Origin of the sequence: Planifilum fulgidum (assembly GCF_900113175.1) — a bacterium.
In the GTDB taxonomy this organism is placed as follows: Bacteria; Bacillota; Bacilli; order Thermoactinomycetales; family DSM-44946; genus Planifilum; species Planifilum fulgidum.
On record NZ_FOOK01000015.1, the window covers coordinates 45,511 to 70,383 of the forward strand.

21 protein-coding genes are annotated in these 24,873 nt (G+C 58.0%); 12 read left to right on the plus strand and 9 right to left on the minus strand.

Features of this window, described 5'->3' with window-relative positions; all coding sequences use genetic code 11:
- Positions 1-14 precede the first annotated feature (14 nt).
- The 9 genes from sufD to BM063_RS09920 all read left to right on the plus strand — a co-directional run bounded on the left by sufD (position 15) and on the right by BM063_RS09920 (position 7,964).
- The gene (gene sufD, locus BM063_RS09890; RefSeq protein WP_092038467.1) at positions 15-1,322 is read left to right on the plus strand and encodes a Fe-S cluster assembly protein SufD; all 1,308 of its coding nucleotides are present in this window, start codon (positions 15-17) and stop codon (positions 1,320-1,322) included.
- A complete protein-coding gene (locus BM063_RS09895; RefSeq protein WP_092038470.1) occupies positions 1,319-2,539 on the plus strand; it encodes a cysteine desulfurase in 1,221 nt (406 codons plus the stop codon). Before sufD ends, BM063_RS09895 begins: the two co-directional genes overlap by 4 nt.
- Positions 2,526-2,954, plus strand: a complete 429-nt coding sequence (gene sufU / locus BM063_RS09900; RefSeq protein WP_092038473.1) for a Fe-S cluster assembly sulfur transfer protein SufU — start codon at positions 2,526-2,528, stop codon at positions 2,952-2,954. The genes BM063_RS09895 and sufU overlap by 14 nt, the downstream gene beginning before the upstream one ends.
- Positions 2,955-3,035: 81 nt before the next feature.
- The gene (gene sufB / locus BM063_RS09905; RefSeq protein ID WP_092038475.1) at positions 3,036-4,460 is read left to right on the plus strand and encodes a Fe-S cluster assembly protein SufB; all 1,425 of its coding nucleotides are present in this window, start codon (positions 3,036-3,038) and stop codon (positions 4,458-4,460) included.
- 547 nt (positions 4,461-5,007) lie between these two features.
- Entirely contained in the window at positions 5,008-5,184 is a 177-nt protein-coding gene (locus BM063_RS17980; RefSeq protein WP_245752204.1) for a hypothetical protein, read from the plus strand.
- Between the two features lie 27 nt (positions 5,185-5,211).
- Entirely contained in the window at positions 5,212-5,502 is a 291-nt protein-coding gene (locus tag BM063_RS17985) for an alpha/beta fold hydrolase (protein WP_245752205.1), read from the plus strand.
- Positions 5,499-5,813 carry a hypothetical protein gene (locus tag BM063_RS17990; protein WP_245752207.1) on the plus strand — a complete coding sequence of 105 codons (315 nt, stop codon included), beginning with the start codon at positions 5,499-5,501 and terminating at the stop codon, positions 5,811-5,813. The genes BM063_RS17985 and BM063_RS17990 overlap by 4 nt, the downstream gene beginning before the upstream one ends.
- Positions 5,814-6,097: 284 nt before the next feature.
- Positions 6,098-7,642 (plus strand): MFS transporter, encoded by a 1,545-nt coding sequence (locus BM063_RS09915; RefSeq protein WP_245752211.1) that lies wholly within the window; start codon positions 6,098-6,100, stop codon positions 7,640-7,642.
- 157 nt (positions 7,643-7,799) lie between these two features.
- The gene (locus BM063_RS09920; RefSeq protein WP_092038479.1) at positions 7,800-7,964 is read left to right on the plus strand and encodes an AbrB/MazE/SpoVT family DNA-binding domain-containing protein; all 165 of its coding nucleotides are present in this window, start codon (positions 7,800-7,802) and stop codon (positions 7,962-7,964) included.
- 675 nt (positions 7,965-8,639) lie between these two features.
- Here BM063_RS09920 and BM063_RS09925 read toward each other — a convergent pair.
- The 5 genes from BM063_RS09925 to dapD all read right to left on the minus strand — a co-directional run bounded on the left by BM063_RS09925 (position 8,640) and on the right by dapD (position 16,255).
- Positions 8,640-10,637 carry an oxidoreductase gene (locus tag BM063_RS09925; RefSeq protein ID WP_092038510.1) on the minus strand — a complete coding sequence of 666 codons (1,998 nt, stop codon included), beginning with the start codon at positions 10,635-10,637 and terminating at the stop codon, positions 8,640-8,642.
- 969 nt (positions 10,638-11,606) lie between these two features.
- Positions 11,607-12,686, minus strand: coding sequence for a Cfr family 23S rRNA (adenine(2503)-C(8))-methyltransferase (locus BM063_RS09935; protein ID WP_092038512.1), 1,080 nt, complete (start codon positions 12,684-12,686; stop codon positions 11,607-11,609).
- 351 nt (positions 12,687-13,037) lie between these two features.
- The gene (locus BM063_RS09940; protein ID WP_092038484.1) at positions 13,038-14,177 is read right to left on the minus strand and encodes an N-acetyldiaminopimelate deacetylase; all 1,140 of its coding nucleotides are present in this window, start codon (positions 14,175-14,177) and stop codon (positions 13,038-13,040) included.
- A gap of 67 nt (positions 14,178-14,244) precedes the next feature.
- Positions 14,245-15,450: an aspartate aminotransferase family protein gene (locus BM063_RS09945; RefSeq protein ID WP_092038487.1), complete on the minus strand. Its 1,206-nt coding sequence runs from the start codon at positions 15,448-15,450 to the stop codon at positions 14,245-14,247.
- Between the two features lie 94 nt (positions 15,451-15,544).
- The gene (dapD, locus tag BM063_RS09950) at positions 15,545-16,255 is read right to left on the minus strand and encodes a 2,3,4,5-tetrahydropyridine-2,6-dicarboxylate N-acetyltransferase (RefSeq protein WP_092038514.1); all 711 of its coding nucleotides are present in this window, start codon (positions 16,253-16,255) and stop codon (positions 15,545-15,547) included.
- Positions 16,256-16,724: 469 nt separating this feature from the next.
- On the opposite strand from dapD, the gene BM063_RS09955 reads away from it, so the two are divergent.
- The gene (locus tag BM063_RS09955; RefSeq protein ID WP_092038516.1) at positions 16,725-17,408 is read left to right on the plus strand and encodes a response regulator transcription factor; all 684 of its coding nucleotides are present in this window, start codon (positions 16,725-16,727) and stop codon (positions 17,406-17,408) included.
- Positions 17,395-18,873 (plus strand): HAMP domain-containing sensor histidine kinase, encoded by a 1,479-nt coding sequence (locus BM063_RS09960; protein ID WP_092038489.1) that lies wholly within the window; start codon positions 17,395-17,397, stop codon positions 18,871-18,873. Before BM063_RS09955 ends, BM063_RS09960 begins: the two co-directional genes overlap by 14 nt.
- Before the next feature lie 95 nt (positions 18,874-18,968).
- On the opposite strand, the gene BM063_RS09965 is transcribed toward BM063_RS09960, so the two are convergent.
- The 4 genes from BM063_RS09965 to BM063_RS09980 all read right to left on the minus strand — a co-directional run bounded on the left by BM063_RS09965 (position 18,969) and on the right by BM063_RS09980 (position 23,914).
- Positions 18,969-19,445: a nucleotidyltransferase domain-containing protein gene (locus BM063_RS09965; protein ID WP_092038491.1), complete on the minus strand. Its 477-nt coding sequence runs from the start codon at positions 19,443-19,445 to the stop codon at positions 18,969-18,971.
- A gap of 414 nt (positions 19,446-19,859) precedes the next feature.
- On the minus strand, positions 19,860-21,716 hold the full coding sequence (locus BM063_RS09970; RefSeq protein WP_092038496.1) for an ABC transporter ATP-binding protein: 1,857 nt from the start codon (positions 21,714-21,716) through the stop codon (positions 19,860-19,862).
- Positions 21,713-23,437, minus strand: coding sequence for an ABC transporter ATP-binding protein (locus BM063_RS09975; protein ID WP_092038498.1), 1,725 nt, complete (start codon positions 23,435-23,437; stop codon positions 21,713-21,715). Before BM063_RS09975 ends, BM063_RS09970 begins: the two co-directional genes overlap by 4 nt.
- Positions 23,438-23,440: 3 nt before the next feature.
- Positions 23,441-23,914 (minus strand): MarR family winged helix-turn-helix transcriptional regulator, encoded by a 474-nt coding sequence (locus BM063_RS09980; RefSeq protein ID WP_177199089.1) that lies wholly within the window; start codon positions 23,912-23,914, stop codon positions 23,441-23,443.
- 672 nt (positions 23,915-24,586) lie between these two features.
- Between BM063_RS09980 and BM063_RS09985 the strand changes: the two genes are divergently transcribed.
- Positions 24,587-24,873, plus strand: a 287-nt coding sequence (locus BM063_RS09985) for a transposase (RefSeq protein ID WP_092038518.1), incomplete at its 3' end; no start/stop codon positions are given.

The window sequence follows — 24,873 nt, forward strand, 5'->3', positions numbered from 1 at the left end:
GGTGGGTGACGACAATGAGCGTGGATACGGGAATTCTTTTTGACCAGAAAACGGTGAACCAGCTGTCCGAAAAACATCGAGAGCCCGATTGGATGCGCCAGTTTCGTCTCGACGCCCTTCAGGCCGCAGGCCGTCTCGATTTGCCCCGGGTGCAGAAAACCCGGATCGACCGGTGGAATTTCACCCGGTTTGAGCCCGTGACCGAGGCGTCTTCCCTGGACAGCCTGAAGGCCCTGCCGGAATCGGTAAAGTCCCTCCTTTCTTCCGACATGGAGAAGGACAACGTCATCGTGCAGAAAAACGCGGATCCGGTCTACGTTCACCTGGATGCGGCGCTGAAGGACAAAGGGGTGATCTTCACCGACCTTGCGACCGCCGTGCGGGAATATCCGGAGCTCGTGCGCCAATACTTCATGACGAAGGGCGTGCGCCCGGATGAACACCGCCTGACCGCCCTCCACGCCGCCCTGTGGAGCGGGGGCGTTTTCCTCTATGTCCCCAAGAATGTGGAGGTGGACCTCCCCTTCCAAAGCCTGTTCTGGGCCGACGGCGCAGGGGTGGGTCTCCTGTCCCACGTGCTGGTGGTGGCGGAGGCCAACAGCCGGGTCGACCTCGTCGTCAACGTGGTTTCGGAACAGGAGGAGGAGGCGGTCCACAACGGGGTGCTGGAGGCCATTGTCGGTCCGGGGGCCCGCGTCCGGGTGGCCACCATCAACCACATGGGCAAACAGGCGACGGACGTCTTCTACCGTCGCGGTGTGGTGGACCGGGACGGTCAGCTGGAATGGCTGGTCGGCGACCTGAGCGGCGGCCACACCCTGTCGGACATCACGACCCATTTGAACGGAACCGGCGGACGGGTGGATGTAAAGTCCATCGTGGTCGGCTCCGGAGAGCAGCGTTCCAATGTCACCGCCAGCGTGCACCACTGGGGAACCCATACGGAAAGCAACATTCTTTCCCGGGGAGTCGTGCGGGATCAGGCCAACAGCATCATCAACGGCATCACCAAGATCGAAAAGGGTGCCACCAAGGCCGACGGCCAACAGGCGGAAAACGTGCTGATGCTTAACTCCCGGGCCCGGGGGGATGCCAACCCGATCCTGCTGATCGACGAGAACGATGTGAAGGCGGGCCACGCCGCCAGTGTCGGCCGGATCGACGACATCCAGATGTTTTATCTGATGTCCCGCGGCATTTCCCGGGAGGAAGCGGAGAAGCTGATCATTTTCGGTTTCCTCGCTCCGGTTCTCTCGGCGATTCCCTTTGAATCGCTCAAACAGCAGCTGAACCGCGTGATCGAAAGGAAGCTGCAGCAATGAACAAATATGCTCGGGATTTTCCCATCCTGCAACAGAAAGTGAACGGCCACCCGTTGGTATATCTTGACAGCTCCGCCAGCTCCCAGAAACCGTTTCAGGTGATCGAGGCGGTGGAAAGGTATTACAAGGAGATCAACTCCAACGTCCACCGGGGGGTTCACACCCTGGGAACCCGGGCGACCGAGGCCTACGAGGGGGCACGGGAAAAGGTGCGCCGGTTTATCGGAGCCCGCTCCGAAAAGGAAGTGATCTTCACCCGGGGCACCACTTCCTCCCTCAACCTGGTGGCCCACAGTTATGCCCGGGCCCGGTTGGGTCCGGGGGACGAGATCGTCCTGACGCCGGCGGAGCACCACAGCAACCTGATTCCTTGGCAACAAGCGGCCAAGGCGACGGGGGCCGCTCTCAAATATTTGCCTTTGGAACCGGACGGCACGCTGGATCTGAATAAGGTGCAGGAGATGATTACCGGGCGGACCAAACTGTTGGCCATCGCCCAGGTCTCCAACGTGCTGGGGACGATTCACCCGATCCGGGAACTGGCGGACATGGTGCACCGCCAGGGCGGTGTGATCGTGGTGGACGGTGCCCAGAGCGTGCCCCATATGAAGGTGGATGTGCAGGAGCTGGACGTCGACTTTCTGGCCTTTTCCGGGCACAAGATGATGGGGCCGACCGGGATCGGCGTTCTCTACGGCAGGGAATCCCTGCTCGAGGAGATGGAGCCCCTGGAATACGGCGGGGAGATGATCGACCACGTCGATCTGTACGAATCGACCTGGAAAGAGCTCCCCTGGAAGTTTGAAGGGGGAACGCCCATCATCGCCGGCGCGGTCGGTCTCGCCGCCGCCATCGATTATCTGGAATCGGTGGGGATGGACACCATCCATCGGCATGACCAGGAACTGGCGGCCTATGCCCAGAGGCGGCTGGAAGAGATCGAAGGCATCACCATCTACGGCCCCCGGGAAAACCGGACCAGTCTGGTCACCTTCAACCTGGAGGGGGTCCACCCCCACGATGTGGCGACGGTGCTGGACGCCGAAGGAATCGCCGTCCGCGCCGGCCATCACTGCGCACAGCCGCTGATGCGGTGGCTGGGGGTGACGGCGACGGTCCGGGCCAGCTTTTACCTGTACAACGATGAATCAGACATTGATCGTCTGGTGGAAGGGATTCGAAAGACAAAGGAGTATTTCGGAAATGTCCTTGGATGATCTCTATCGCCGCGTCATCATGGATCACTATCAGCGTCCCCGCAACCGAGGCCGGTTTGAGGACGGCGCGGTGACCATCGACATGAACAATCCCACCTGCGGTGACAGGATTTCCCTTCAGCTGCGGGTGGAGGACGGCAAAATCAAAGACGCGAAGTTTCTCGGGGAAGGCTGCTCCATCAGCCAGGCATCGGCCTCGATGATGACGGAAGCGATCAAGGGATTGAGCATCGAGGAGGCCCTGCGCCTGTCCGGCCTCTTTTCCGAGATGATGCAGGGGAAAGAGGTGGACACGGAGCAATTTCCCCTCGAAGATATCGAGGCGCTCCAGGGTGTCGCCAAGTTTCCGGCCCGCATCAAGTGCGCGACGCTGGCCTGGAAGGCCCTGGAGAAGGGAGTCAAGCAGCTCCATTGAGGAAGGGGGTCGACGCCGGAGTCTGCCCGGCGGCGAGCCTTCCCGTCCTGCCCGTTTTTCCGAAGAAAGGGAGGGATTTGCATGGCGAAGGAACTGCCCGAACTCTCGGAGTACCAATACGGGTTTCGCGATAAAGACGTATCCGTATATCGCTCCAAGAAGGGACTGTCCCGGGAAGTCGTCGAGGAGATTTCCCGGATCAAGGGCGAGCCGGAATGGATGCTCGAATTTCGGCTGAAGGCGCTGGAGCAGTTTTTCAAGATGCCCATGCCCAGTGACAAGAACAGCAGATGGTTTTCCATTCTCCCCGGTGATCTGTCCGAGCTCGACTTCGACGACATCACCTATTACGTCAAACCGTCGGAGCGGCAAGGGCGCAGCTGGGATGAGGTGCCGGAGGAGATCAAGCGCACCTTCGACCGGTTGGGCATTCCCGAGGCGGAACGGAAGTTTCTGGCGGGGGTGTCGGCCCAGTACGAGTCGGAAGTGGTTTACCACAACATGAAGAAAGAATTGGAGGAGCAGGGTGTCATCTTCTGCGACACCGACACGGCGGTGAAGGAGTATCCCGAACTGGTGCGGGAATACTTCGGAACGGTCGTGCCTCCCACGGACAACAAGTTCGCCGCGCTGAACAGCGCCGTCTGGAGCGGCGGAAGCTTCATCTACGTGCCGAAGGGCGTGCGCGTGGAAATTCCGCTGCAGGCCTATTTCCGGATCAACTCGGAAAACATGGGTCAGTTTGAGCGGACGCTGATCATCGCCGACGAGGACAGCTTTGTCCATTATGTCGAAGGCTGCACGGCGCCGATCTACAGCACCGATTCCCTGCACAGCGCCGTCGTGGAGATCATCGTCAAGAAAAACGCCCGCTGCCGCTACACCACCATCCAGAACTGGTCCCACAACGTGTACAACCTGGTGACGAAGCGGGCCGTGGCCTATGAGGGCGCCCACATGGAGTGGATCGACGGCAACATCGGGAGCAAGCTGACGATGAAATACCCCTCCGTCATCATGAAGGGAGAGGGGGCCAAGGCCGACGTTCTGTCCATCGCCGTGGCCGGCAAGGGTCAGCATCAGGATGCCGGCGCCAAGGTGACCGCCCTTGCGCCCAACTGCACGGCGACCATCGTTTCCAAGTCGATCAGCAAGGACGGCGGCAAAGTGACCTACCGGGGATTGACCAGTTTCGGCCGCAACTCCCAGGGCTCCAAAGCCAACGTCAAGTGCGACACGCTGATTTTGGACGACAAATCCACTTCGGACACGATCCCCTACAACGAAATTCTGAACGACGACATCACCCTGGAGCACGAGGCGACGGTCAGCAAGGTGAGCGAAGATCAGCTCTTCTACCTGATGAGCCGCGGCCTCAGCGAAGAGGAAGCCACACAGATGATCGTGATGGGCTTCATCGAGCCCTTCACCAAGGAATTGCCGATGGAATACGCGGTGGAGATGAACCGGCTCATTAAACTGGAGATGGAAGGCAGTATCGGGTAAGTTGGATCGATGCGGTTTATTGGCGGGTGAAAACCAGCCGCGTTTTCCCCGCCAAATTCTTTTGCCGCGGAAATGCGCGCCATTCCCGGTCTTGCGAGGGACGCGGAGAGATGGCATCAACGATCCTTTCACATCTGCGTGTCCGAGACTTTCGGACGCGCATTTTTGATTGGCGGCGGCTTGGCGTGGAAGAGCGCAGGATCATCGTCTGCAATCCGTTTTGACGCGACCCAGTGAGAAGATGGTGGCGAATGGACATGAAATCTCATTGTTAAGGTACAGTTGCGAGGGATCCATGATATAAAAAGCAAGGAAAAAGGTCTGCACAAGGAAAAACTTCTGTATGCCGGCTTCTGAAGAAATTGTCTTGCATCCCGATGAGGTTTCATCATATAGCAACTTTATTCCTTGTATGGTGGCATGATGGCCCTGCAAATCATGAAGAACGCAAAAAAGGCATATGGATCCTGGAAAGTGATCAGAAATGGATCGATTGCCATCGCAGCAGCCTTTATTGGATGGATTCTAATATCCCCCGATAGGGGAAATGGTGGAAGTGGCTGAAGGGTATATGCATCTTTATACAAAGGGTGAAGGAGTCAACACCATCGTGTTATTAAACAGCGCTGGGACGGCTGCACCGACACGGGATTTTGAACCTTTGATCAAAGAACTGGCAAAGAAAAATAAAGTCGTAGTGATCGAACCGTTTGGAAACGGATAAAGCAATATGACGAACAGAGAACAAACAGTGGAAAACATCGTGCAAGAAATCAGGCACGCTCTAAAAGAAGCGGATATACAAGGCCCATACATCTTGATGCCTCATTCCATTTCCGGCGTCTACAGCATGTATTATGCCAATACATACCCGGATGAAGTGAAAGCCGTCATGGGTATCGATCCGATATTGCCACAAGCGCTTAAATATTTTGGTGAAGAGGCCCCTGCAATGCCTGCGTATTTTCGATATCTGGCGCCGACGGGAATTCTTTGCCGATTGCCGAGGATGGCAGCTACTCTGAAGAGAATTTGGAAATGACCAAGGCGATCTCGGCCTGGAAGCTCTTTAATAAGAACGTTGTCAGCGAAGTCAATGAATTGAAAAATCACATAGACAAAACTTTGGACATGAGATTTGCGGCCGATTTGCCCGTTTTATTATTCACCACGAAAGAAGATCAGGTATCGGAAGACGGCAAGAACCTGGAGACTTTTTTCAAGACCCGGTTGACCGATTCTCCGTCCAGTAGAGTTGTCGTTTTGGGGGGCCATCATAATCTCCATTGGACCCGGTATAAGGAAATGAGCAAAGAGGTGAACGAATTCATCAAATCATCTGCTGCAGAATGAAGGGGATTTTCTTTCCCTCTTTAAATTCGAGATGGAAGGCTCCCGACGGGCAACGGAATGTCCAAGACGACTCCGGCCGCTTCAAGGGCCGGGGTTTTTTGACTGCGTTTCTCTTTTCCATTCGATGGATTTTGGTGTAGGATAAAAAATATAATTGTTTATTAACAATGTGTTGGAAGGGGCCGTATTGCCGGGAGAGGGCGAATCGTTTTTCCTTCCGGCCCCGGACCGTGCGGCGGCCTCCAATGTCAAAGGTGGAGGGAAGCAATGTGAATCGACGTCTCATGGGTTCGGTGGTTCTTTTTTGTATTGGCGTGTTTATGGGGGCCCTGGACAACGGAATCATTTCCGCGGCCCTGACGACCTTGATCGATTCCTTCGATGTGACGGCAACATGGGGTTCCTGGACCGTCACCATCTATACCTTGGGTATGGCCGTCAGCATTCCGATTGTCGGCAAAACGTCCGACAAGTACGGGATCAAGAAGCTGTTTTTGATCGAAATCTTTCTGTTCGGTCTGGGCTCCCTCCTGGTTGCCAGCAGTTTCAATTTCGGGATGTTTCTCTTCGCCCGGCTGATTCAGTCCCTGGGCGGAGGCGGGATTTTCATCATCGCCAGCTCTTACGTGCTCAAGAGCTTTCCGGTGGAGAAGCAGGGCGGGGCCCTCGGCATGCTGGGGGCCATGCACGGGATCGCGTCCGTCCTGGGGCCGAATGCGGGTTCTTTTATTTTGAGCGTCACCGGAAGCTGGCACTGGCTGTTTCTCATCAACATTCCGATCGCCGTGATCCTGCTGATTCTCGGCTATAAAGTGATCCGGGATCCGGAGATGGACGGTGCGGTGCAAAGGACGGATTGGGCAGGCATCGGTCTGCTCAGTGTGGCGCTGCTCTGTCTGATGTACAGCTTCACCCTGCTGGAGGGCGTGGACCTGCTGGAAAGCATGGCTTCCCCCGGATTTCTCCTCTTTGCGGGGGCGGGCGTTGTCCTCCTCATCGCGATGGGGTTTGTCGAACGGCGCATGGAGGCGGTCCGGGACGTGGACCCGCTGTTGCCCGTCGCGTTGCTGAGGGATGCCAGCTATCGGTGGACGCTTGTTCTCGCGCTCCTGTCGGGGGCCGTTTTGGCCTCGGTCATCTTCATCCCCGCCTACATTGAACAGTATCTGGGCGTGGATCGAAACCTGTCGGGCTACTGGGTCACTCCCCTGGCCATCGCCTCCGGCGTGGGAGCCGGCGCCGGAGGGGCGGTGGTGGACCGGCGCGGTCCGATCCAGGCCCTGCTGGTGGCCACGGTTTTGACGGTGATCGGGTTTTTGCTGTTTCCCCTTTGGGTGACCAACCTGTGGCAGATGGTGGTGGCGAGCTGTCTGGTGGGAGTGGGATTCGGTTTCATGCTGGGAGCGCCCATCAACGTGCTCGCGGCGGAAAAGGCGGGGAATCAGAAGGGGATCGCCCTGGCCACCAGTTCCCTCCTCCGTCAGATCGGCATGACCCTGGCACCGACGGTGTACGCCGGTTTCATCGCCCGGTCCTTCTTGAACCTGGAGGATACGATCAAAAAGAAGATGGAAGATGCCAACATTCCCATGGGAGGAAGCATGGCGCATCCCTCCGGGGAGGAGATGGATGTGGCGGCAATGCAGGAAGCCTTTGATAAAATTCCGGATCCGACCGTGAGGGAGATCCTGTCCTCTTCACTGCACGAGGTGATCGAAACCGGATACAGCGGGCTGTTCTACGCCTCCACAACCGTCGCCGTGGCGATGCTGCTCGCGGTGATCCTGCTCGGCTTGGTCCGCAGGAAGGGGGTCCGGCAGGAAGCTTGACCCGGAAAGCCCCGACACGGGACTTTCCGGGAGGAAGGGGCGATTTTCCGCCGGTTTCATGTCCGGGCCTTTTCACCCGGTGGAAGATCCCGGTCCCCCGCGCCCGAACGCTTTTGGGGCCGCTTTCGGACATCAAAAGGGAAAGGCGAGGGGGCGGATGACCGCACGGGTTCAAAAGTGGGGAAACAGCCTCGCGGTTCGGATTCCCAGCCATATTGCGAAGGAGACGGGCATCCATCAGGGGTCATGGGTGCCAAAGAAAAAGAAGCCGACGTTGCATATGAAGTTTGATGTCTGCGCGGAAGGGCATGAGCGCCTCTGATGCGGAAGATTTGGTCTTCGTCCATTTTCTCCCCCAAGCGGGAGACGAGCCCGCCTGAAGGCGTCCCACCATCGTTTCACCCAAGGCCCTCGACGAGGCTGTGGTGGCCATCAGCAAATCGAGGAGCGTTCGGGAAGTGGAGGTCGGATCTTTCGTCCGGCACGGGGTTCCGTTTCGGGAGGTGGGGAACGACCGGGCGGTGGTGTGCCCGATCACGGGCCCTGAAAGGGGGATCCCTTCAAGGTGAAATTGCCGGAGGATTTGCCGATTCAGAAAGTGGTCCTGACGGACCGGGGCAAAAGTTTGGATTGGCGGGCCCGTCGGTTTCGGATCATATGGGCGCTTCCGTGGAAGGTCAAGTGTCTTGACTTCATTCATACTTAGCTCGTTTTGAGATCGTCCGGTAAGAGGGGCTCTTTAGGAACAAACTCTCCTGAACATGCGGAGGGGCCGATCGTTTTTTTGACTTTGTGGATGAGGGGGCGCACAGGGACACCATCCTTTGACACAAGGAAAAAGTAAGGACGGCCTTTTCGGCCGTCGCGTCTGCAGACTCGAGAGGCGATTTTTCGCCGGGCGACTCCACCCTGTGGAGCGAGACGGAAAACCGTCTCCCTCCTCATGCCTTGTCCACGGTTTGGACGGCCTTTCCGGCCGTCCATGATTGATGCAACATCACAGGGTGGAGGCCACTTCGTAGGCGTCCCAGATGGCGTACATGATGTTGGCCACCCGGCGCGCATCGCCGATCCGGTGGATTTCCGCGAAGTCATGCTTCAATTCCTCGTACAGGGTTTTGTCGGGGTTAAAACCGATGGCCAACACGACGGTGTCCGCCTCGATTTCTTTCTCCTCGCCGTCCGCTTGGACGAGAACCCCTTTCTCGGTGGCCCGGAGCACCTTCGCGGAGGTCATCACTTTTATGCCGTGGTGCGGGATGAGCGCCTTGAGCATGTCGGAGTTGGCGTGGCAAAGCGGGCCGTTTGCGGCGAGAAGCTCATCCATCTCTTCCACCAAAGTGACCTGTTTGCCCTGCTTGGCCAGCCAGAGGGCCAGCTCGCAGCCCACCAGTCCGCCGCCGACCACCACCGTGCGCTCTCCCGCCGGTTTTTCCCCCAGCAGGACCTCCTTGGCAGTGAAGACGTTTTTGCCCTCTCCCAAGGGAATCCGCTTCGGGATGGATCCGGTGGCCACGATCACGGCATCGGGATTTTCCTGCCTCACCATTTCCGCCGTGACGGGAGTGTTCAGTTTCACTTCCACCTGCAAATCCCTCAGCACGTTTTCGTACCAGGCGGCGAGGGCCCGGTCATCCTCTTTGAAGTCGGGCACGCCGCCCGCCAGCAGATTGCCGCCCAGGCGGTCCCCTTTTTCGTAAAGGACGGGCTCGTGTCCGCGGAGCTTCAACACCCGGGCCGCTTCACAGCCTGCAACGCCGCCCCCGATGATCATCACCTTTTTCGGTTGAAGCGCCGGCGTCAGCCGGGCTTCGCGCTCCCGACAGGCGGCGGGATTGACCGCACAGCCCAGGGCGGAATATTCCTGGATGCGGCCCATGCATCCTTCATGGCAGGAGAGGCACGGACGGATCAGTTCCCGCTTTCCGGCCCGCAGTTTGTTCACGTATTCCGGATCCGCCAAAAGGGGGCGCCCCAGACCGATGATGTCGCAGGCACCGCTGTTTATGGCGTCCAGGGCGAGGTCGGGGTTGTCCATCCGCCCGGCGCAGATGACGGGAACGTCGACGGCCTCCTTCACCCGTTTCGCGTAGGGGATGTAAAGGCCCTTCGGCATGTACATGGGGGGATGGCTCCACCACCAGGTATCGTAGGAACCGACGTCCACGTCGAGGGCGTCATAACCGTAGCTGACCAGCAGCTTGGCCGCTTCGATACCCTCCTCCACGTCGCGCCCCTTTTCCTCGAAGGTTTCGCCGGGCAGTCCGCCTTCCCGCCAATCCTTGATGAAGCTTTTGACGCTGTAGCGCAGGGCCACGGGAAAATCGTCGCCGCAGCGCTCTTTGATCTCTTCGACGACTTCCCGCGCAAACCGGAGCCGGTTTTCCAGGGATCCGCCGTATTCGTCGGTGCGCTGGTTGAAGAAGGAGATGGCGAATTGGTCCAGCAGATACCCTTCATGCACGGCGTGAATTTCGACGCCGTCGAAGCCTGCCCGCTTGGCGTTGACGGCTCCGATTCCGAACATCCTGACGATGTGCCGAATCTCCTCCTTCGCCAGGGGGCGGCAGGTTTTGTTCAGCCACCGGTGGGGAATGGGAGAAGGCGCCACGGGCGGATGGTCGCCCAGATTGGTGGGGATGGTCACCCTTCCGAAGCCCGCACTCATCTGCAGGAAGATCTTCGCGTCATAGGCGTGAATCCGCTCGGTCAACTCCCGGGCGGTCCGCACGAAATGGATGCTGTTGTGGGTGGGGCAGGGAACGCTCGGCATGGCGTGCTTTTCCACCTGATTGTCGACAAAGGTGACGCCGGTGATGATCAGGGCCGTTCCCCCCCGGGCCCGTTCCACGTAATAATCGATGCCGCGTTGATTGAATCCCCCTTCGGAATCGGAAAGGCCGAGGGGGCCCATCGGCGCCATCGCATAGCGGTTTTTCAGCTCCACCGGTCCGATGGAAACCGGTTCAAACAGTTTGGCGTACTTTTGGTGCATGTTTCCCTCCTCCTTCGATTCGAACAAACTTCCAATCTATCCTTTTTGTCCTGCTGCTGCCCTCCATGTCCTTTTTCAGGTTCAAGGCCAGTGTACAGGGAAAAGCGGAGATTGTTTGTGATAAATTGAACAAAAAGGTTTTCCGACTTGTGATATTTTGTTTCCGTTGTTTGACGGTCGCCCGTCTCCCGGGAGAGGCTGCGGGGGAAATCGGTTGGGTGCCGCTTCTTCGGCGCAATGAAAGTCTGGATTACGAAGGGAGGGCTTGGCCGGAAAAGGAGAAGGGAGAAAGCCCTGTGGGCGGGATCAAGCGGGGCGAACCCGACGGGCCGTTGAGGGCGCTTTTGGAGGGAGCGGAAGATTTTCCGCCATCCGCCGAGGATGTTCCGGAAAGCCGGGGAGGGATACGGACTCCGTCGTCCCTCGCCTTGGAGGTCGGCAATCCGGGAAGCGGAATGCGGTTGAGGTGCCCTGTCGCAATCCATGAATCCGATCGCGGCGCCGATCCAAAATGCCGTCCGGGTTGCCGCGGCGTCGGCCTGGCCCGGGGAGGCGGAACCGTTCATCGGGATGCCGAAGCCGGTTTTCTCATCCATCGGATGCAAAAGCGCCAGATCACACTCCGGATGTTGACTTCCTTCCGGAAGCGGAATCGGTGCGGGGATGCGCCCCGGCAGCCGGGGGGCAATCGAGACGGGACGTGTCGGAGAGCTGCGGGACCGGGCGTTTTTTCGCCGGGAATGGGCTCCGGATTTCCTTTGAGGAAAAGCACTGCCGGACAAGGGGGCTCTCCCTTGACTTGCCGCCTTCGCAACTGACCGGGACACCCTGCAAACGGAAACGCCCCGGCGCGAATCCTCGCCCGGGGCGTTTCCGATGCGCCGAGGCGTCGGCAGGGCATCCCTCCCCCCGCCGGTGTCCGTTTCGAGTCGGCGTTTTGCCGGACACCCGGCCCGCCGTTTTCCCGCTTCACCGTCCTTTTGCAGGGGCCTTGTGCTCCTCCGGCTCGCCGCGGATGTAGTACCGCCCGTACAATTGCCCGCAGGCGGCTTCGATGTCCACGCCGAAGGATTGCCTGATTGTCACCTTCACGCCCGCTCTTCGCAAACGCCGGCAAAGGGTGGCCAGTTCCTCCTCGCGCGGACGCTGGTACGCCTTCGGAGCCCCGCTGGCGGGATTGTAGCGGATCAGGTTGACGTGGTACAGATAATCCCAGGGTCCGCGCCCCCGCAGCAGGGAAACCAGTTTTTCCGCATGTTCGGGCGTATCGTTCACGCCCGGCAGGACGATGTAGGCGATGTACACCTTGCGCCGGTGTCTTTGAATGTGCGCATCCAACGCGTCCAACACCTCGTCCAGCGGATACTTCCGGTTGATCGGCATCAGAGCGCTCCGCTGCTCGTCAAAGGGGGAATGAAGCGAAAAGGTGAGATTCACCTGCGGAAACTCCCTGGACAAGCGTTCGATTTGGGGGACGAGCCCGATCGTGGAGACCGTGATCCTCCGGGGGCTCAGGTTGAACAGCCGGGGATCGGTCAGGACTTTCAGGGCGGTGAAGATTTGCGGATTGGCCAGCGCCTCCCCCATGCCCATCAGGGAAATGCTGTCGATGGGATGGCTTTGCAGATGAAAATAAAGGATCTGATCGGTGATCTCGTCCGCGCTCAGATTCCGCTTCAGCCCGATCCTGCCCGTTGCGCAGAAGCGGCAGCCGAAGCCGCATCCGCACTGGGAGGAAATGCAATAGGACTGCCAGCCCGCGCGGTAGATCAGCCGGACCGTTTCGATCTTGTTGGAATCGGGCAGTTCAAACAGCACTTTGTCCGCTTGACCGGACTGTTTCCGGAACACGGGTGTCAGGTGCAAAACGCTTTTTCCGAACCGTTTCCGCAACTGATGGCGCAGCGGGAGCGGCAGGGTCGTCATCCGGTCGAATTCGCCGATCCGCTCCTTGAAAACGGCGTGCAGGATTTGATTGAAGCGGTACCGGGGCCATCCGTTCTCGGCGACAAACGCTTTCAGCCGGTCATATTTGGTTTCCATGACGATCCCTCCTCGGATAGGCACCAGAGGCACGGCGACCCCGGCGCCCCCCAGGAAGGGATAAAAAGAGGCGCCGGGTGACCGGCGCCGAGGGCGAGTCGAACAGATTCGCGCTGTTCCATGTAAAAAGGGCGCCGGACATACCGGTGCCCCTTTTTGGTGCGGATTGGGATGAAAATTTTATCCGTATAAAGACAGGCGGGTTGTGAAGAGCACCGGCATGTTTTCGCTATGCCATTTAAGCCGAGCGAAAACATTGCGCATGCTCCTCACAACCCCCTCGCTTTATACTGACAGCCATTATACCCGAATTTCCGGCGAAAGGCAATCTTCTCCAGGAAATTCCGGGGAGAGGCGTCATCCCCTTCCCTGCCGCGACTTCCATTCGATGTAACGGGTGACCAGGCGGATGGCCACTTCGATCGACTCTTCCTTCGGTTCGATCCGGGGATGATGAAGCCCGTAGGGGGTGTCCACTCCGAGCCAGAACATGAAGCCGGGGATCTCCCGCAGGAAGTAGCCGAAGTCTTCGCCGGTCATCGCCTCCCGGCACTCGACCAGCCGAACCTCGGTGGTGCGGACCCAGTCCATAAATTCCCGGGTCAGGGCATCGTCGTTGTACACCTGGCAGTAGCCCGCGCCCCAATCGATGGCCGTCTGACAATCGAAAGCCTCGCCGATTCCCCGCACCATCGCCTCGATCCGGTCCTTGACCTTCCGCATCGTTTCCGGGGAAAGGGTGCGGATCGTCCCTTCCAGACGGGCTTTTCCGGCGATGACGTTCTGCCGGGTGCCGGCGTTGAGCTTTCCGATGGTCAGGATGGCCGCCTCCTGCGGATCCACGTTGCGGGAGACGATGCTCTGCAGTTGGACGGCCAGTTGGGAGGCGGCGATCACCATGTCGTTCGCCAGGTGGGGCATGGCCGCGTGGCCGCCCCGTCCGACCAGGTCGATGTACAGTTCGGAGGTGTTGGCGAACAGGATTCCCGGTTTGACGGCGATGGTTCCCACGGGGTATTCCGGGGCGATGTGGAGGGCCAGCATCATGTCCGGCCTCCGGGCGTTGAAGATTTCGCTCTCCAGAAGGGGCTTGGCCCCTCCGGGCCCTTCTTCCGCCGGCTGGAAGACGAAGAGCAGGTCGTCGTCGATGGGATGATGGACGAAGTGGGTGAGGACCCCCAGGGCGATGGCCATGTGGAAATCGTGGCCGCAGGCGTGCATCCAGCCCGGATGGGTGGAGCGAAAGGGGAGGGTGGTCTCCTCTTCCACGGGCAGCGCGTCCATGTCCGCCCGATACCCGATGCGGCGGGAGGGATTGTTCCCCGGAATGTGGACGAGAATGCCCGTCTTCCAGGTCTGGATTTCCATCCGTTCCCCGGGCAGCGTGGCCAGGTAATCCAGCAGCAGGCGCTGGGTTTTCACTTCTTTGAATCCCGGCTCCGGGATCTTGTGCAATTGGCGCCGCAGCGCCACAAAGGGGTTGAGCGGCGTCGTCATGGCCGGCCTCCTTTCGGACAGCTGGATGAGAAAGCTTGGAGTTGACGGGAAATTTCTCCGGCGCCACCTATGCGGAAAAGCGGGCGGAGATGTATTCGTCCAGGGCGTCGGCAAAGCGGTCGATTTCTTCCCGGGTCAGCGTGAGGGGAGGAAGCAGGCGAATCACCGTCCGGGCGGTCACGTTGACCAGGATCCCCTCCTTCAAAAAATCCAGCATCAGCCGGCGGATTTCCTCCGGAGATCGCTTCGTGTGAATGCCGATCATCATGCCCTTCCCACGGATGTCGCGGATCACATCCGGATGTTTCTGCTTGAGCGCCCGCAGGCGGTTCCAGAGGTGTTCCGCCGCCTGCCGCCCCTTTTCCAGCAATCCTTCTTCCAGAAGCACGTCGAGGACCGCATTTCCCAGGGCGGCGCTGAGGGGTGAGGGGGCGAAGGTGGTGCCGTGGTCCCCGGGTCGGAACAGATGGGACAGCCTGTGCCCGGCGATGATGCCCCCCAGGGGGAGGCCGCCGCCGATCCCTTTGGCGAAGAGGAGCAGGTCGGGTTGAAGGCCGGTCTGCTGGTAGGCGAACAGGGTGCCGGTCCGGCCCATCCCTGTCTGGATTTCGTCCACGCAGCACAGGATGTGTTGCTTCCTGCAGATGTCGCCCATCGTCTCCAGGAACGCCCCGGAGAGGGGAAGCACGCCCCCGGCTCCCAGAATCGGCTCCACCAGGATGGCGGCGGGCCGCTTCGTTTCACACACGCGGATCAGTTCATCCACGTCGTTGGGCTCCACTTCGTAGATGGGAAAGTCAAGCCGGGGGAAATCCTGGTAGACCGAGGGTTGGCGCGTCAGGCGCAGGGCTCCCAGCGTTCTCCCGTGAAAACTGTTTTTCAGCACGACGATGCCGTCCTTCCCCTTCCCCTCGGTGCGGATCCATTTGTGAATCAGCTTGATGGCGGCCTCCGTCGACTCGGCCCCGGAGTTGGCGAAGTACACCTTGCCGGGGAAGCTGTTCTCCACCAGCCGGCGGGCCAGGCGGATGGCCGGGGGATTCAGGAAGAGGTTGGAAATGTGCAAAAACTTTTTTCCCTGCTCCTCCAGGGCCCGGAGGATGGCCGGATGGGAATGCCCCAGGACATTGACGGCCAGCCCCGTGAAAAGATCCAGATAGCGATTGCCGTCGGTATCGATCAGATAATTGCCTTCCCCCCGCTCGATGGCGATGGGCAGCCGGCTGACGGTGGGCAGGATGTATTGTTCGTCCAATCTTTGCCATTCGTTCATCGCTGATCCTCCGATCGGGGTTTTCTGCACGCGTGGGGAGTGCCGTTTTCCTCTGAAGAAAAAGGGCCGTGCGGCCCTTAAGGGAGGAGGCGGATCAAAGCTGGCGCAATTCCTGTTTGATCTCCGTTTTCGCGCGGGTTTTCTCGTCGATCTTTTTGATCACCCGGGCGGGGACGCCGGCGACGACGGTGTATTCCGGCACATCGTCGGTGACGATGGCTCCCGCCGCCACCACGGCCCCTTTGCCGACCCTTACGCCTTCCAGGATGACGGCGTTGGCCCCGATCACCACATCGTCTTCGATGACCACCGGTTTGGCCGAAGGCGGTTCAATCACTCCGGCGATGACGGCGCCGGCGCCGATGTGGCAGTTTTTGCCGACGGTTCCCCGGCCGCCGATGACGGCATTCATGTCGACCATCGTCCCTTCGCCGATGACGGCCCCGATGTTGATCACCGCGCCCATCATGATCACCGCGTTTTTCCCGATCTCCACCTGTTCGCGGATGATCGCGCCGGGTTCGATCCGCGCCGGGATGTCTTTCAGATCGAGGAGAGGAATGGCCGAGTTGCGCCGGTCGTTTTCCACCACCATCTCCTCAATGCGGTCCTTGTGGGCGTCCAACACCGGCTTCAAAGCCTTCCAGTCGCCGAAGATGACGCCGACGCGGCCGGTGACGAAGGCCTTCGCGTCCGGTCCGAAGTCGATTCCCTCCAGATCTCCCTTGATGTATACCTTCACCGGGGTTTTCTTTTCACTGTTCTGGATGTAGGAGATGATTTCGTGGGCATCCATCATCTTCATCATGATACCGCCTTTCCGAGTGGGTTGTTTCGGGCGGAGGCCCGTTCCGCAACAGGTTCCGATGTCTACATGAAGTATACCACACCAAGTTGCGGGGACAAATCGGGAAACGGGGTTTTTTCCCCGGTGTCCAATCCTCTCCGGGGTTGGCTTTCCGAAAGGCCCCTGACATATCCCTGACACAAACGGAGGCTACAATAAAGATGTCTCAAACACCATCACCCGGATCCTGTCCGGGATGTCGCCGGAGTATCGCGCAAGGGATCCGAAAAGCGGGAACCACCGGAGTCACCCCCGACCCCCGATGAATGCCCCATGGAACCGCCGTTCCTTTGGAATTTCCTTGCGCTTTCTCCGGCGAGGACCTGAAGCGGCATGATTGCACCTCCTTTCGGGCCGACCCCTCGGCCCGTCTTATCGTTCGGGTTACAATGGATAAGAGAGGCCGGCAAAAAGCGGGGTGGTGTCCGTGAAACTGGTGTTGGTGGTGGAAGACGAAGTTCCCATTTCCCGGGTCCTGGCGGCATATCTGCGCCGGGCCGGCTTTCGGGTGGAAGCCGCCTTTGACGGAAGGGAGGCGTTGGACCGGTTTGAGGCCCTGCAGCCCGACCTCGTCATCCTGGATGTGATGCTTCCCGAAATGGACGGGTGGGAAGTGCTGAGGCAGATCCGAAGCCGGAGCTCCTGCCCCGTCATCATGCTGACGGCCCTGGGGGAGATGCATCAGCGGGTGGCGGGGCTGAACGAAGGGGCGGACGATTATGTGACCAAACCCTTCGCCCCGGAGGAGGTCGTCGCCCGGGTGCGGGCGGTGCTGCGCCGCCCCCGGCCGATGGTGCGGGGGAGGGAAATCGCGCAGTTCGGCAGCCTGAAGATCGATTTTGACGGACACGGTGTGTTTCTTCACGGCAAACGCGTGCCGCTCACGCCCCGGGACTTTTCCCTGCTCGCCTTTTTCGCCCGCCATCCCAACCGGACGTTTTCCCGGGACCAACTGCTGGACCGGGTTTGGGGCTGGGAATACGAAGGAAGCGACCGGGCGGTGGATCTGGCGGTGAAGCGCCTGCGGAAAGCCCTGAATCAGTGGCCGAAGGACGAGGGGGAAATCATCACGCTTCGCGGAGTGGGGTATCAGTTCCGTGTCTACGAATGATGACCAAAAGCGGGTTCCCCTGCTGAAATACTGGACGATTCGCTATCTGCTGGTGCTGGTCTCCAGCCTGGTCATCGTGGCTTCCCTGTCCGTGCACTGGACGCAGGAAAGGGAGAAGAAGCACCATCTGCAGCTCAACCGGCTCTTCGCCCAGGAGATTGCCGAACGGATCGGCAGCGAAGGGAAGTTGGTGATCAGCTCGGCGATGTGGAAGCGGTTGTTGTCCCGGGGCCGGAGCTACTTCGATTTCCCCGGCGAAGACCGGGAGACGAAGCCGCTTCCCCTGATCCTGATCGTCGACCGGGAGGGGAAGGCGGTTTTCCAGAACCGTGCCATCGACAATGAGCGGCTTCTGCACTATTTGTTGGAGAAGGGCCCCGTCGCCGAGGAAGAGGTCATGGACACGCTGGAGCACGGGGATGTGGCCTGGTACATCGTCGCCGAACCGATCCGGCGCGGAAATTGGCTGATCGGAACGGTTTTCGTCATCAGCGAAGAGAGTGTCCGCTCCGCCATGCCCTTCCGTCAGATCTTTCCCTGGATCATCGTCATCCTCTGCCTGGGGCTTTCGGGGTGGATCGTCCTTTACTGGCTGTCGCGCAAGCTGACGGATCCCATCCGCCGGGTGGCGGCGGCGGCCTCCCGGCTCAGGCAGGGAAACTACGATTTCCGGCTTCCCCATGATCTCAAAGAGAAGGAGCTGTATGAGCTGACCCATTCCTTCTCGGAAATGGCTTCCCGGCTGAAGCGGTCGGAAGAGTTGCGCACGGAGCTTTTGGCCGGAGTCACCCATGAGTTGAAGACGCCGATCACCTCCATCGGCGGGCTGCTGAAGGCGGTCCGGGATGGAGTCGTGACGGGCAAAGAGGCGGAGGAGTTTCTGGACATCTCCCTGGAGGAGACGAAACGGTTACAAAAAATGGTGGAGGACCTGCTGGAATTCAACGCCCACGCCACCGGCACCGTCCGGATCAAGTCGGAGACGCTCTCCCTGAACGAGTTGATCCGGGAGATGGCGGAACGGTGGAAGGTGACGAATCTGCCTCCCTCCCTGCGCCTCCGGACGATTTTGCCGGAGGAAACCCTTTGGGTGCGGGGGGACGCCCACCGCATCCGGCAGATCCTTTCCAACCTGCTCGACAACAGCCGGTCGGCGATGAAGGATCAGGGGAAGATCGAAATCCGTCTCTATGCCCGCGACCCGGAAACGGCGGCGGTGGATGTCACCGACGACGGGCCGGGGATTTTGCCGGAGGAACAGCCGCTGATTTTCGAACGCTTTTACCGGGGGAAGAAAAAGAAGGAGAAAACGAGGGGGCTGGGATTGGGACTGCCCATCAGCCGCCTGCTGGCCCGGGCCCAGAAGGGGGACCTGATTCTGAAGGAGAGCGCTCCGGGGCGCACCACCTTCACCCTGTTGTTGCCCCGTGCGAAGGAAAAATCTTTGGCCGGCGGGATCGAATAAAAGAATATCTTCGAAAGCGCCGGGGCATCCTCCCGGTCTTTTTATCGTTCTTTTTCATGGACTCTGCCGGAAAAATCGGTGTTTTTCTGCATAAGTCAGGAATTTTGTCCCTCCAGCCACCTCCGGATCTTCTCCGCCTTCTCCCTGCGGCCCAGACGCAGATAAGCCCGGTATTCATACTCCAGGGAGAGGACCGGGATGCGCATTCCGTCCGTTTCCACATACCGGCGAAAGGGGGCGGGATCGACGGGCTCTTCCCAACTCCCGTCCTCCAGCCGCTTTTGGATGTCGCCCATGATCTCCACCCGGATGCCGTCGATGGTTAAACTCCCGAAGTGGGAGCGGATGGTTTCCGCCTCGGAAAAGGTCACCTTCCGCGTGACGAAGGGGGCGAAGCGCCTTTCGATCTCGTAGGCGCCGGAGCGGTCGGTCTGAATGTCGATATCGTTTACCGTAACCGGCATTCCCTGCAGGGCCATGCCCAGACTGCCGGTGACCACCCAGACCGCGGAGGAACCCGCCAAGCCGTTGTGAATTTTCCGGAGAACCTGGAGGTAGATGGGTTGGATCAAGTGCTCCACCTCATTCCCGCAGATGTTGGATTTGATGTCGTCATTATCTGATTGAACCCGGCTCTCTGAGAAGGCGGATCGATCCTTGGGGAGAACCTTTCTTGGGAATCCACGATGGACTTCGGTATAAAAGGATCATTCCCAATGGAGAGGCATATGGAACTTGGGGCGTGGTGAAGGGCCCGGAAGAACCCTTCCGGAAAAAATCCATGTCGATGATCCCGCGACATCCGCCATTCTTCCTCCATCGCCAAAGCGGCTCTCTGTGCAGAGAGCCGCTTTCTTCCAATCGGCAGGAATAGCTTGAACGGATGAAAAGTCAGACCCTTTTTTTGCAGACGATGGTCAACCCCCCACAGGATTCTCTTCGGCAGCGGCGGGCGATTTCCGAGTCGGCATCCTCGTTCTGTTCCTTCAGACGGCCGTTTTGTCCGGAAACTGGCTGTTATAAAGGTCAGCATAAAACCCGTTCGCTTTCAGAAGCTCGTGATGGGTTCCTTGTTCGACAACCTTCCCTTGATCCATGACCAAAATGAGATCGGCGTTCCGGATCGTCGACAGACGGTGGGCGATCACAAAACTGGTCCGCCCTTCCATCAAACGGTTCATCGCTTGCTGGATCAAAAGTTCCGTCCGTGTATCAACGTTGGATGTCGCTTCATCCAGAATCATGATCGGCGGGTCGGCGAGGATGGCCCGGGCGATGGTCAATAGTTGCTTTTGCCCTTGAGAAATATTGGATGCCTCCTCATTGATGACGGTGTCGTAACCGTCCGGAAGCGTCCGGATGAAATGGTCCGCACAGGCCGCTTTCGCCGCCGCAAAAATCTCTGCATCCGTCGCCCCGTCTTTTCCGTACGCGATATTCTCTTTGATCGTGCCGTTAAAAAGCCACGTATCCTGGAGCACCATGCCGAAGGTGGCGCGAAGATTTTCCCTGGACAATTCGCGGATGTCGATGCCGTCGATTTTGATGCTCCCGCTTCGGACATCGTAAAACCGCATCAACAGATTGATCAAGGTTGTCTTACCCGCGCCCGTCGGTCCGACGATCGCCACGGTTTGCCCGGGTTTCACATCGATGTTCAAATCTTCGATAAGCGGTTTGTCTCCGTAGCTAAAGGAGACATGTTCAAACGTCACGGCGCCTTTCGGGCGTGTCAGCGCGGTCGCGGCGGCGTCGGCCGCTTCTTCTTCTTCATCAAGCAGTTCAAAAACGCGTTCCGCCGCCGCGATCGTCGATTGGATGATGTTTGCGATATTCGCCGTCTGGGTGACCGGTTGCGAGAACTGCCGGGAATATGAAAGGAACGCATGGATATCGCCGATGGATATCGCGCGCTGGGTCACTAAAATGCCGCCGAAGACGCAAATCATGACATACCCGAGGTTTCCCACGAAAAACATCAGCGGCATGACGATGCCCGAAATAAATTGGGCGGCGCGTCCGGCGTCGTACAATTTTTCATTGATTTCATCGAACCGTTCGATCGCCTTTTTCTCACGGCCAAAGGCTTTCACAATCTGATGCCCCGTATAGGTTTCTTCGATATGGCCGTTGAGCTCGCCGAGCGTGCGCTGTTGTTCTGCAAAGCGTTTTTGCGATTTTTTCAAAAGGGGACGCATGAAAAAAATCGATATCGACAAGCTGGCAATGGAAATCACCGTCAAAAGCGGGCTGATTGCCAACATCATGATGATGATCCCGACAATGGTCACAAACGACGTAATGAACTGCGCCACGCTTTGTTGGAGGGTCGTGCCGATCAAGTCAATATCATTGGTCACGCGGCTCAACGTCTCCCCGTGGGGATGGCCGTCGTAGTATTTGAGGGGCAGTTTTTTGAGCTTTTCGTTGACCTCTTGCCGCAGATGGTACACCGTTTTTTGCGCGACCGTCGCCATGAGGTACTGTTGAATATAATTGAACAAACTGCTGAACACGTATAATCCGGCGATCAGGATCAAAATTTGGGCAATGCCGTCAAAATCGATGGCGGCGCCGGGTATGCCCTTCAGCTTGGCGTAGCTGCCTTCAAATATTTTCGTGATCGCATCTCCGGTCAATTTCGGTCCGACGATCATGAAAACGGTGCTCAACATCGCAGCAACGATGACGGCGGAAAGTTGCAGGCGAAACGGTTTTAAATAACCCAGAAGCCGCCGCAACGTACCTTTGAAATTCTTGGCCTTTTGGCCGGCCATCATCAAGGCGGCGCCGTGCCCGAAACCGCGTCCGCCTGGTCTTTGCATCCTTTTTTGCCCGCTCATGCGATCTCATCCTCTCGAAATTGCGATGCGACGATTTCCTGATAAACCGCATTCGTCGCAAGCAATTCTCGGTGGGTGCCGATTCCGGCGATTTTTCCTTGGTCCAAAACGATGATCCGATCCGCGTCCATCACGGTGCTGACGCGTTGGGCCACGACGATGACCGTCGCCTGTTTCGTCTCCTCTTTCAATGCCGCGCGCAGATCCCTGTCCGTTTTGTAATCGAGAGCCGAAAAACAGTCATCAAAAATATAAATGTCCGGTTTTCTGACCAATGCCCGGGCGATCGACAGCCGTTGTTTTTGACCGCCTGACAAGTTGGTTCCGCCCTGCGAGATGATGGACTCATAACCGTCTTTCATTTGCTTGATGAAGTCATCGGCCTGGGCGATGCGGGCGGCATGTTCGATTTCGGCCTGTGTCGCGTCTTCTTTTCCAAAACGGAGATTGTCGCTGATCGTGCCCGAAAAGAGCAGCGATTTTTGCGGGACGTAACCGATTCTTGAACGAACATCTTCCAGTGTGCATTTCCGGATATCGACGCCATTGATGCGAATGGTTCCGCTCGTTGCATCAAAAAAGCGCAGGATCAAGTTGACCAGGGTTGTTTTTCCGGAACCCGTGCCTCCGATGATCGCGGTTACTTCACCCGGGTGAGCTTTAAAACTGATGTCCGACAATGCGGGTTCTTCGGCGCCGGGATAGCGGAACGTCACGTGTTCAAATTCCAGGGTACCCCGCTTGCGATCGGCCGTTTCATTTCCCTCGCTGAAGACGACCGGCTTCATATCCAGCACTTCATTGATCCGATGGGCAGAAACCGAAGCGCGCGGAATCATGATGAACATCATCGAGGCCATGATCAGCGCGAACATGATTTGCATGATGTATTGGACATAAGCCATCAAATCACCGATCTGCATGGCGCCGTGGTCGATCCGGATGCCGCCGATCCAGACGACGGCAACCACCGTCAAGTTCATGACGAGCATCATGATCGGCATCATGAAAGCCATCACTTTATTGACCTTGATCGAAACGTCCGTCAAATCTTTGTTGGCGTTTTGCAGCCGAGCCTGTTCATGCTTTTCCCTGTTGAAGGCACGGATGACGCGAACGCCGGTCAAGTTTTCCCGCAGTACCAAATTCAATCGGTCCAAGCGCTTTTGCACCGTCCGGAAGAGCGGAATGGCTTTCGACATGATGAGCAGGACGGATCCCGCCAAAATCGGCATCGTCGCCACAAGAATGAGCGATAATTTGGCGTCCTTCGAAAGCGCCATGATCAACCCGCCGATAAACATGATCGGGGCGCTTGCGACCATCCGGAAAAGCATGATCACGACTTGTTGGAGTTGGGTAATATCATTGGTGGTTCTCGTAATGAGCGAGGCGGTTCCCACCTGGTCAAACTCCTGCAGTGAAAAGTCCAACACGTGAACAAACACTTTCCGGCGAAGGTCGCGTCCGAAGCCCATCGCCGCGCCTGATGAGAAGTAGCTTGCGGCAATGGACGCAAGCGCACCAATGGCGGAAATGAAAAGCATGAGCCCGCCCATTTTCCATATATAGGGTTTGTTTCCGACAACGACCCCTTTGTCGACAATATCCGACATCAGCGTGGGCAAATACAGATTGGCCATCGACTCGATAAAGACGCAGGCGAAGACCGAAAGGACAAGCCACTTATACGGCTTGAGGTTTTTCAATATTCTTATCATTGATCATTCCCCTTGCTCCCTAAGGGCTTTTTCCAAATAGCTCTCAATTCTGCCCAGATAGTCGAGCAATTCTTTTTGTTCCTTTTCGCTGAGCGTCCTCACGGCCGCTTCAAAAACATTATTGGCATAATCTTTACGCCGCCGAATGTTCTCGTACATGGCCTTCCCCTTGTCCGTGAGGGTCAGTTGCATTTCCCTCCGATTCTCTTCGACCGGCCGCCGATCCAAGATTCCCGCCTGCACAAGCCCTTCCACGGCTTGGCTCAATGTGCTCTTCGGAAACCTCGTCATTTGTCCGAGTTGTTTTTGTGTCGTCGATTCAAGCGGCCCGATCATCACCAAAAGAAAAAATTGGGGCAAAGACAGCCGATTGTCCGTCGCCGTTTTGTGGGCTATTTTTCTCAGGTAAGTATTCACTCGCCAAAACGCGCGCCATATCTCCCTTGGCTGTCCGTCTGTTTGTTCTTCCGGATTCATCTTGACCACCCTTGTTTTCCAAATCGAACTGTTCATGTTCGAACTGTTTATAGCCGTATTTTATAGTCAGCCGGTATCCTTGTCAATAGGGGTCAGCATCACAAAGAAAATGGACCGGTTGAGGGAGGCCGGAGAAGCTAAGGGTATCAATTTTGGTCGGCAATCAAGGACGTGCCGAAGATGGCGGAGCCTGTCGGAAAATAAAAGCCGGGCCGAAGGGCCCGGGGCAACGTATGGGCGGGAGCGGTTCCCCTGCTGATGGGGACGGGGTGCCGACCTTTTTGGAAGTTGTGAGAGTCCATCTCCATCCGATGCCGAAGGGGGTGTACCGCTTCGTTTCACAAGCGGCCCCCCTCCCTCGATTTTTGAAGAGCCTTTGGCGCGGAGTTTGTCGACAGTTTCAACCGGGCCATGGGTCCGGGTTCAGGCTGTTACAAATCGTCGGGCGGAGGCGTTTTTCCCTCTCGGCTTCGCTTGAGGGACGTGTGTTCGGTGAAACATCGCCTTCCATCGTCTTCGACAATTGCCGGAAATCTCGCAGCCGGTTCTGGGTCCCGGGCTGCCCGCTTTACGCGTCGGGGCGAAAAAAAGCGCCCGGGCCCTTTGAAGTGCACCCCTTAAAGTAGACACAGGAAAACACCCCTGTGAAAATTACTTTAAGGGGTGATTTTCGTGGCAAGAAAAGGACAGAAATTCAAGACATATAGCTTTGAACTGAAAAAGAAGGCAGTGGAAATGAGGCTTCAGGGCATTCCCAAGGCAAAGATTGCTGAAGAGCTGGGGATTCAAGATGTGGGGCGATTAAAGATCTGGATGCGGAAATACCGGGAACAGGGCAATTTTGGGCTAATGGAGCACAGAGGGAGGCGGAAAGAGTACAAGGACCTGGAACGGGAAGTCAAAAGGCTGCGACTGGAGAATGATGTCCTAAAAAAGTGGCTGGAGATTTTGGCAAGGGA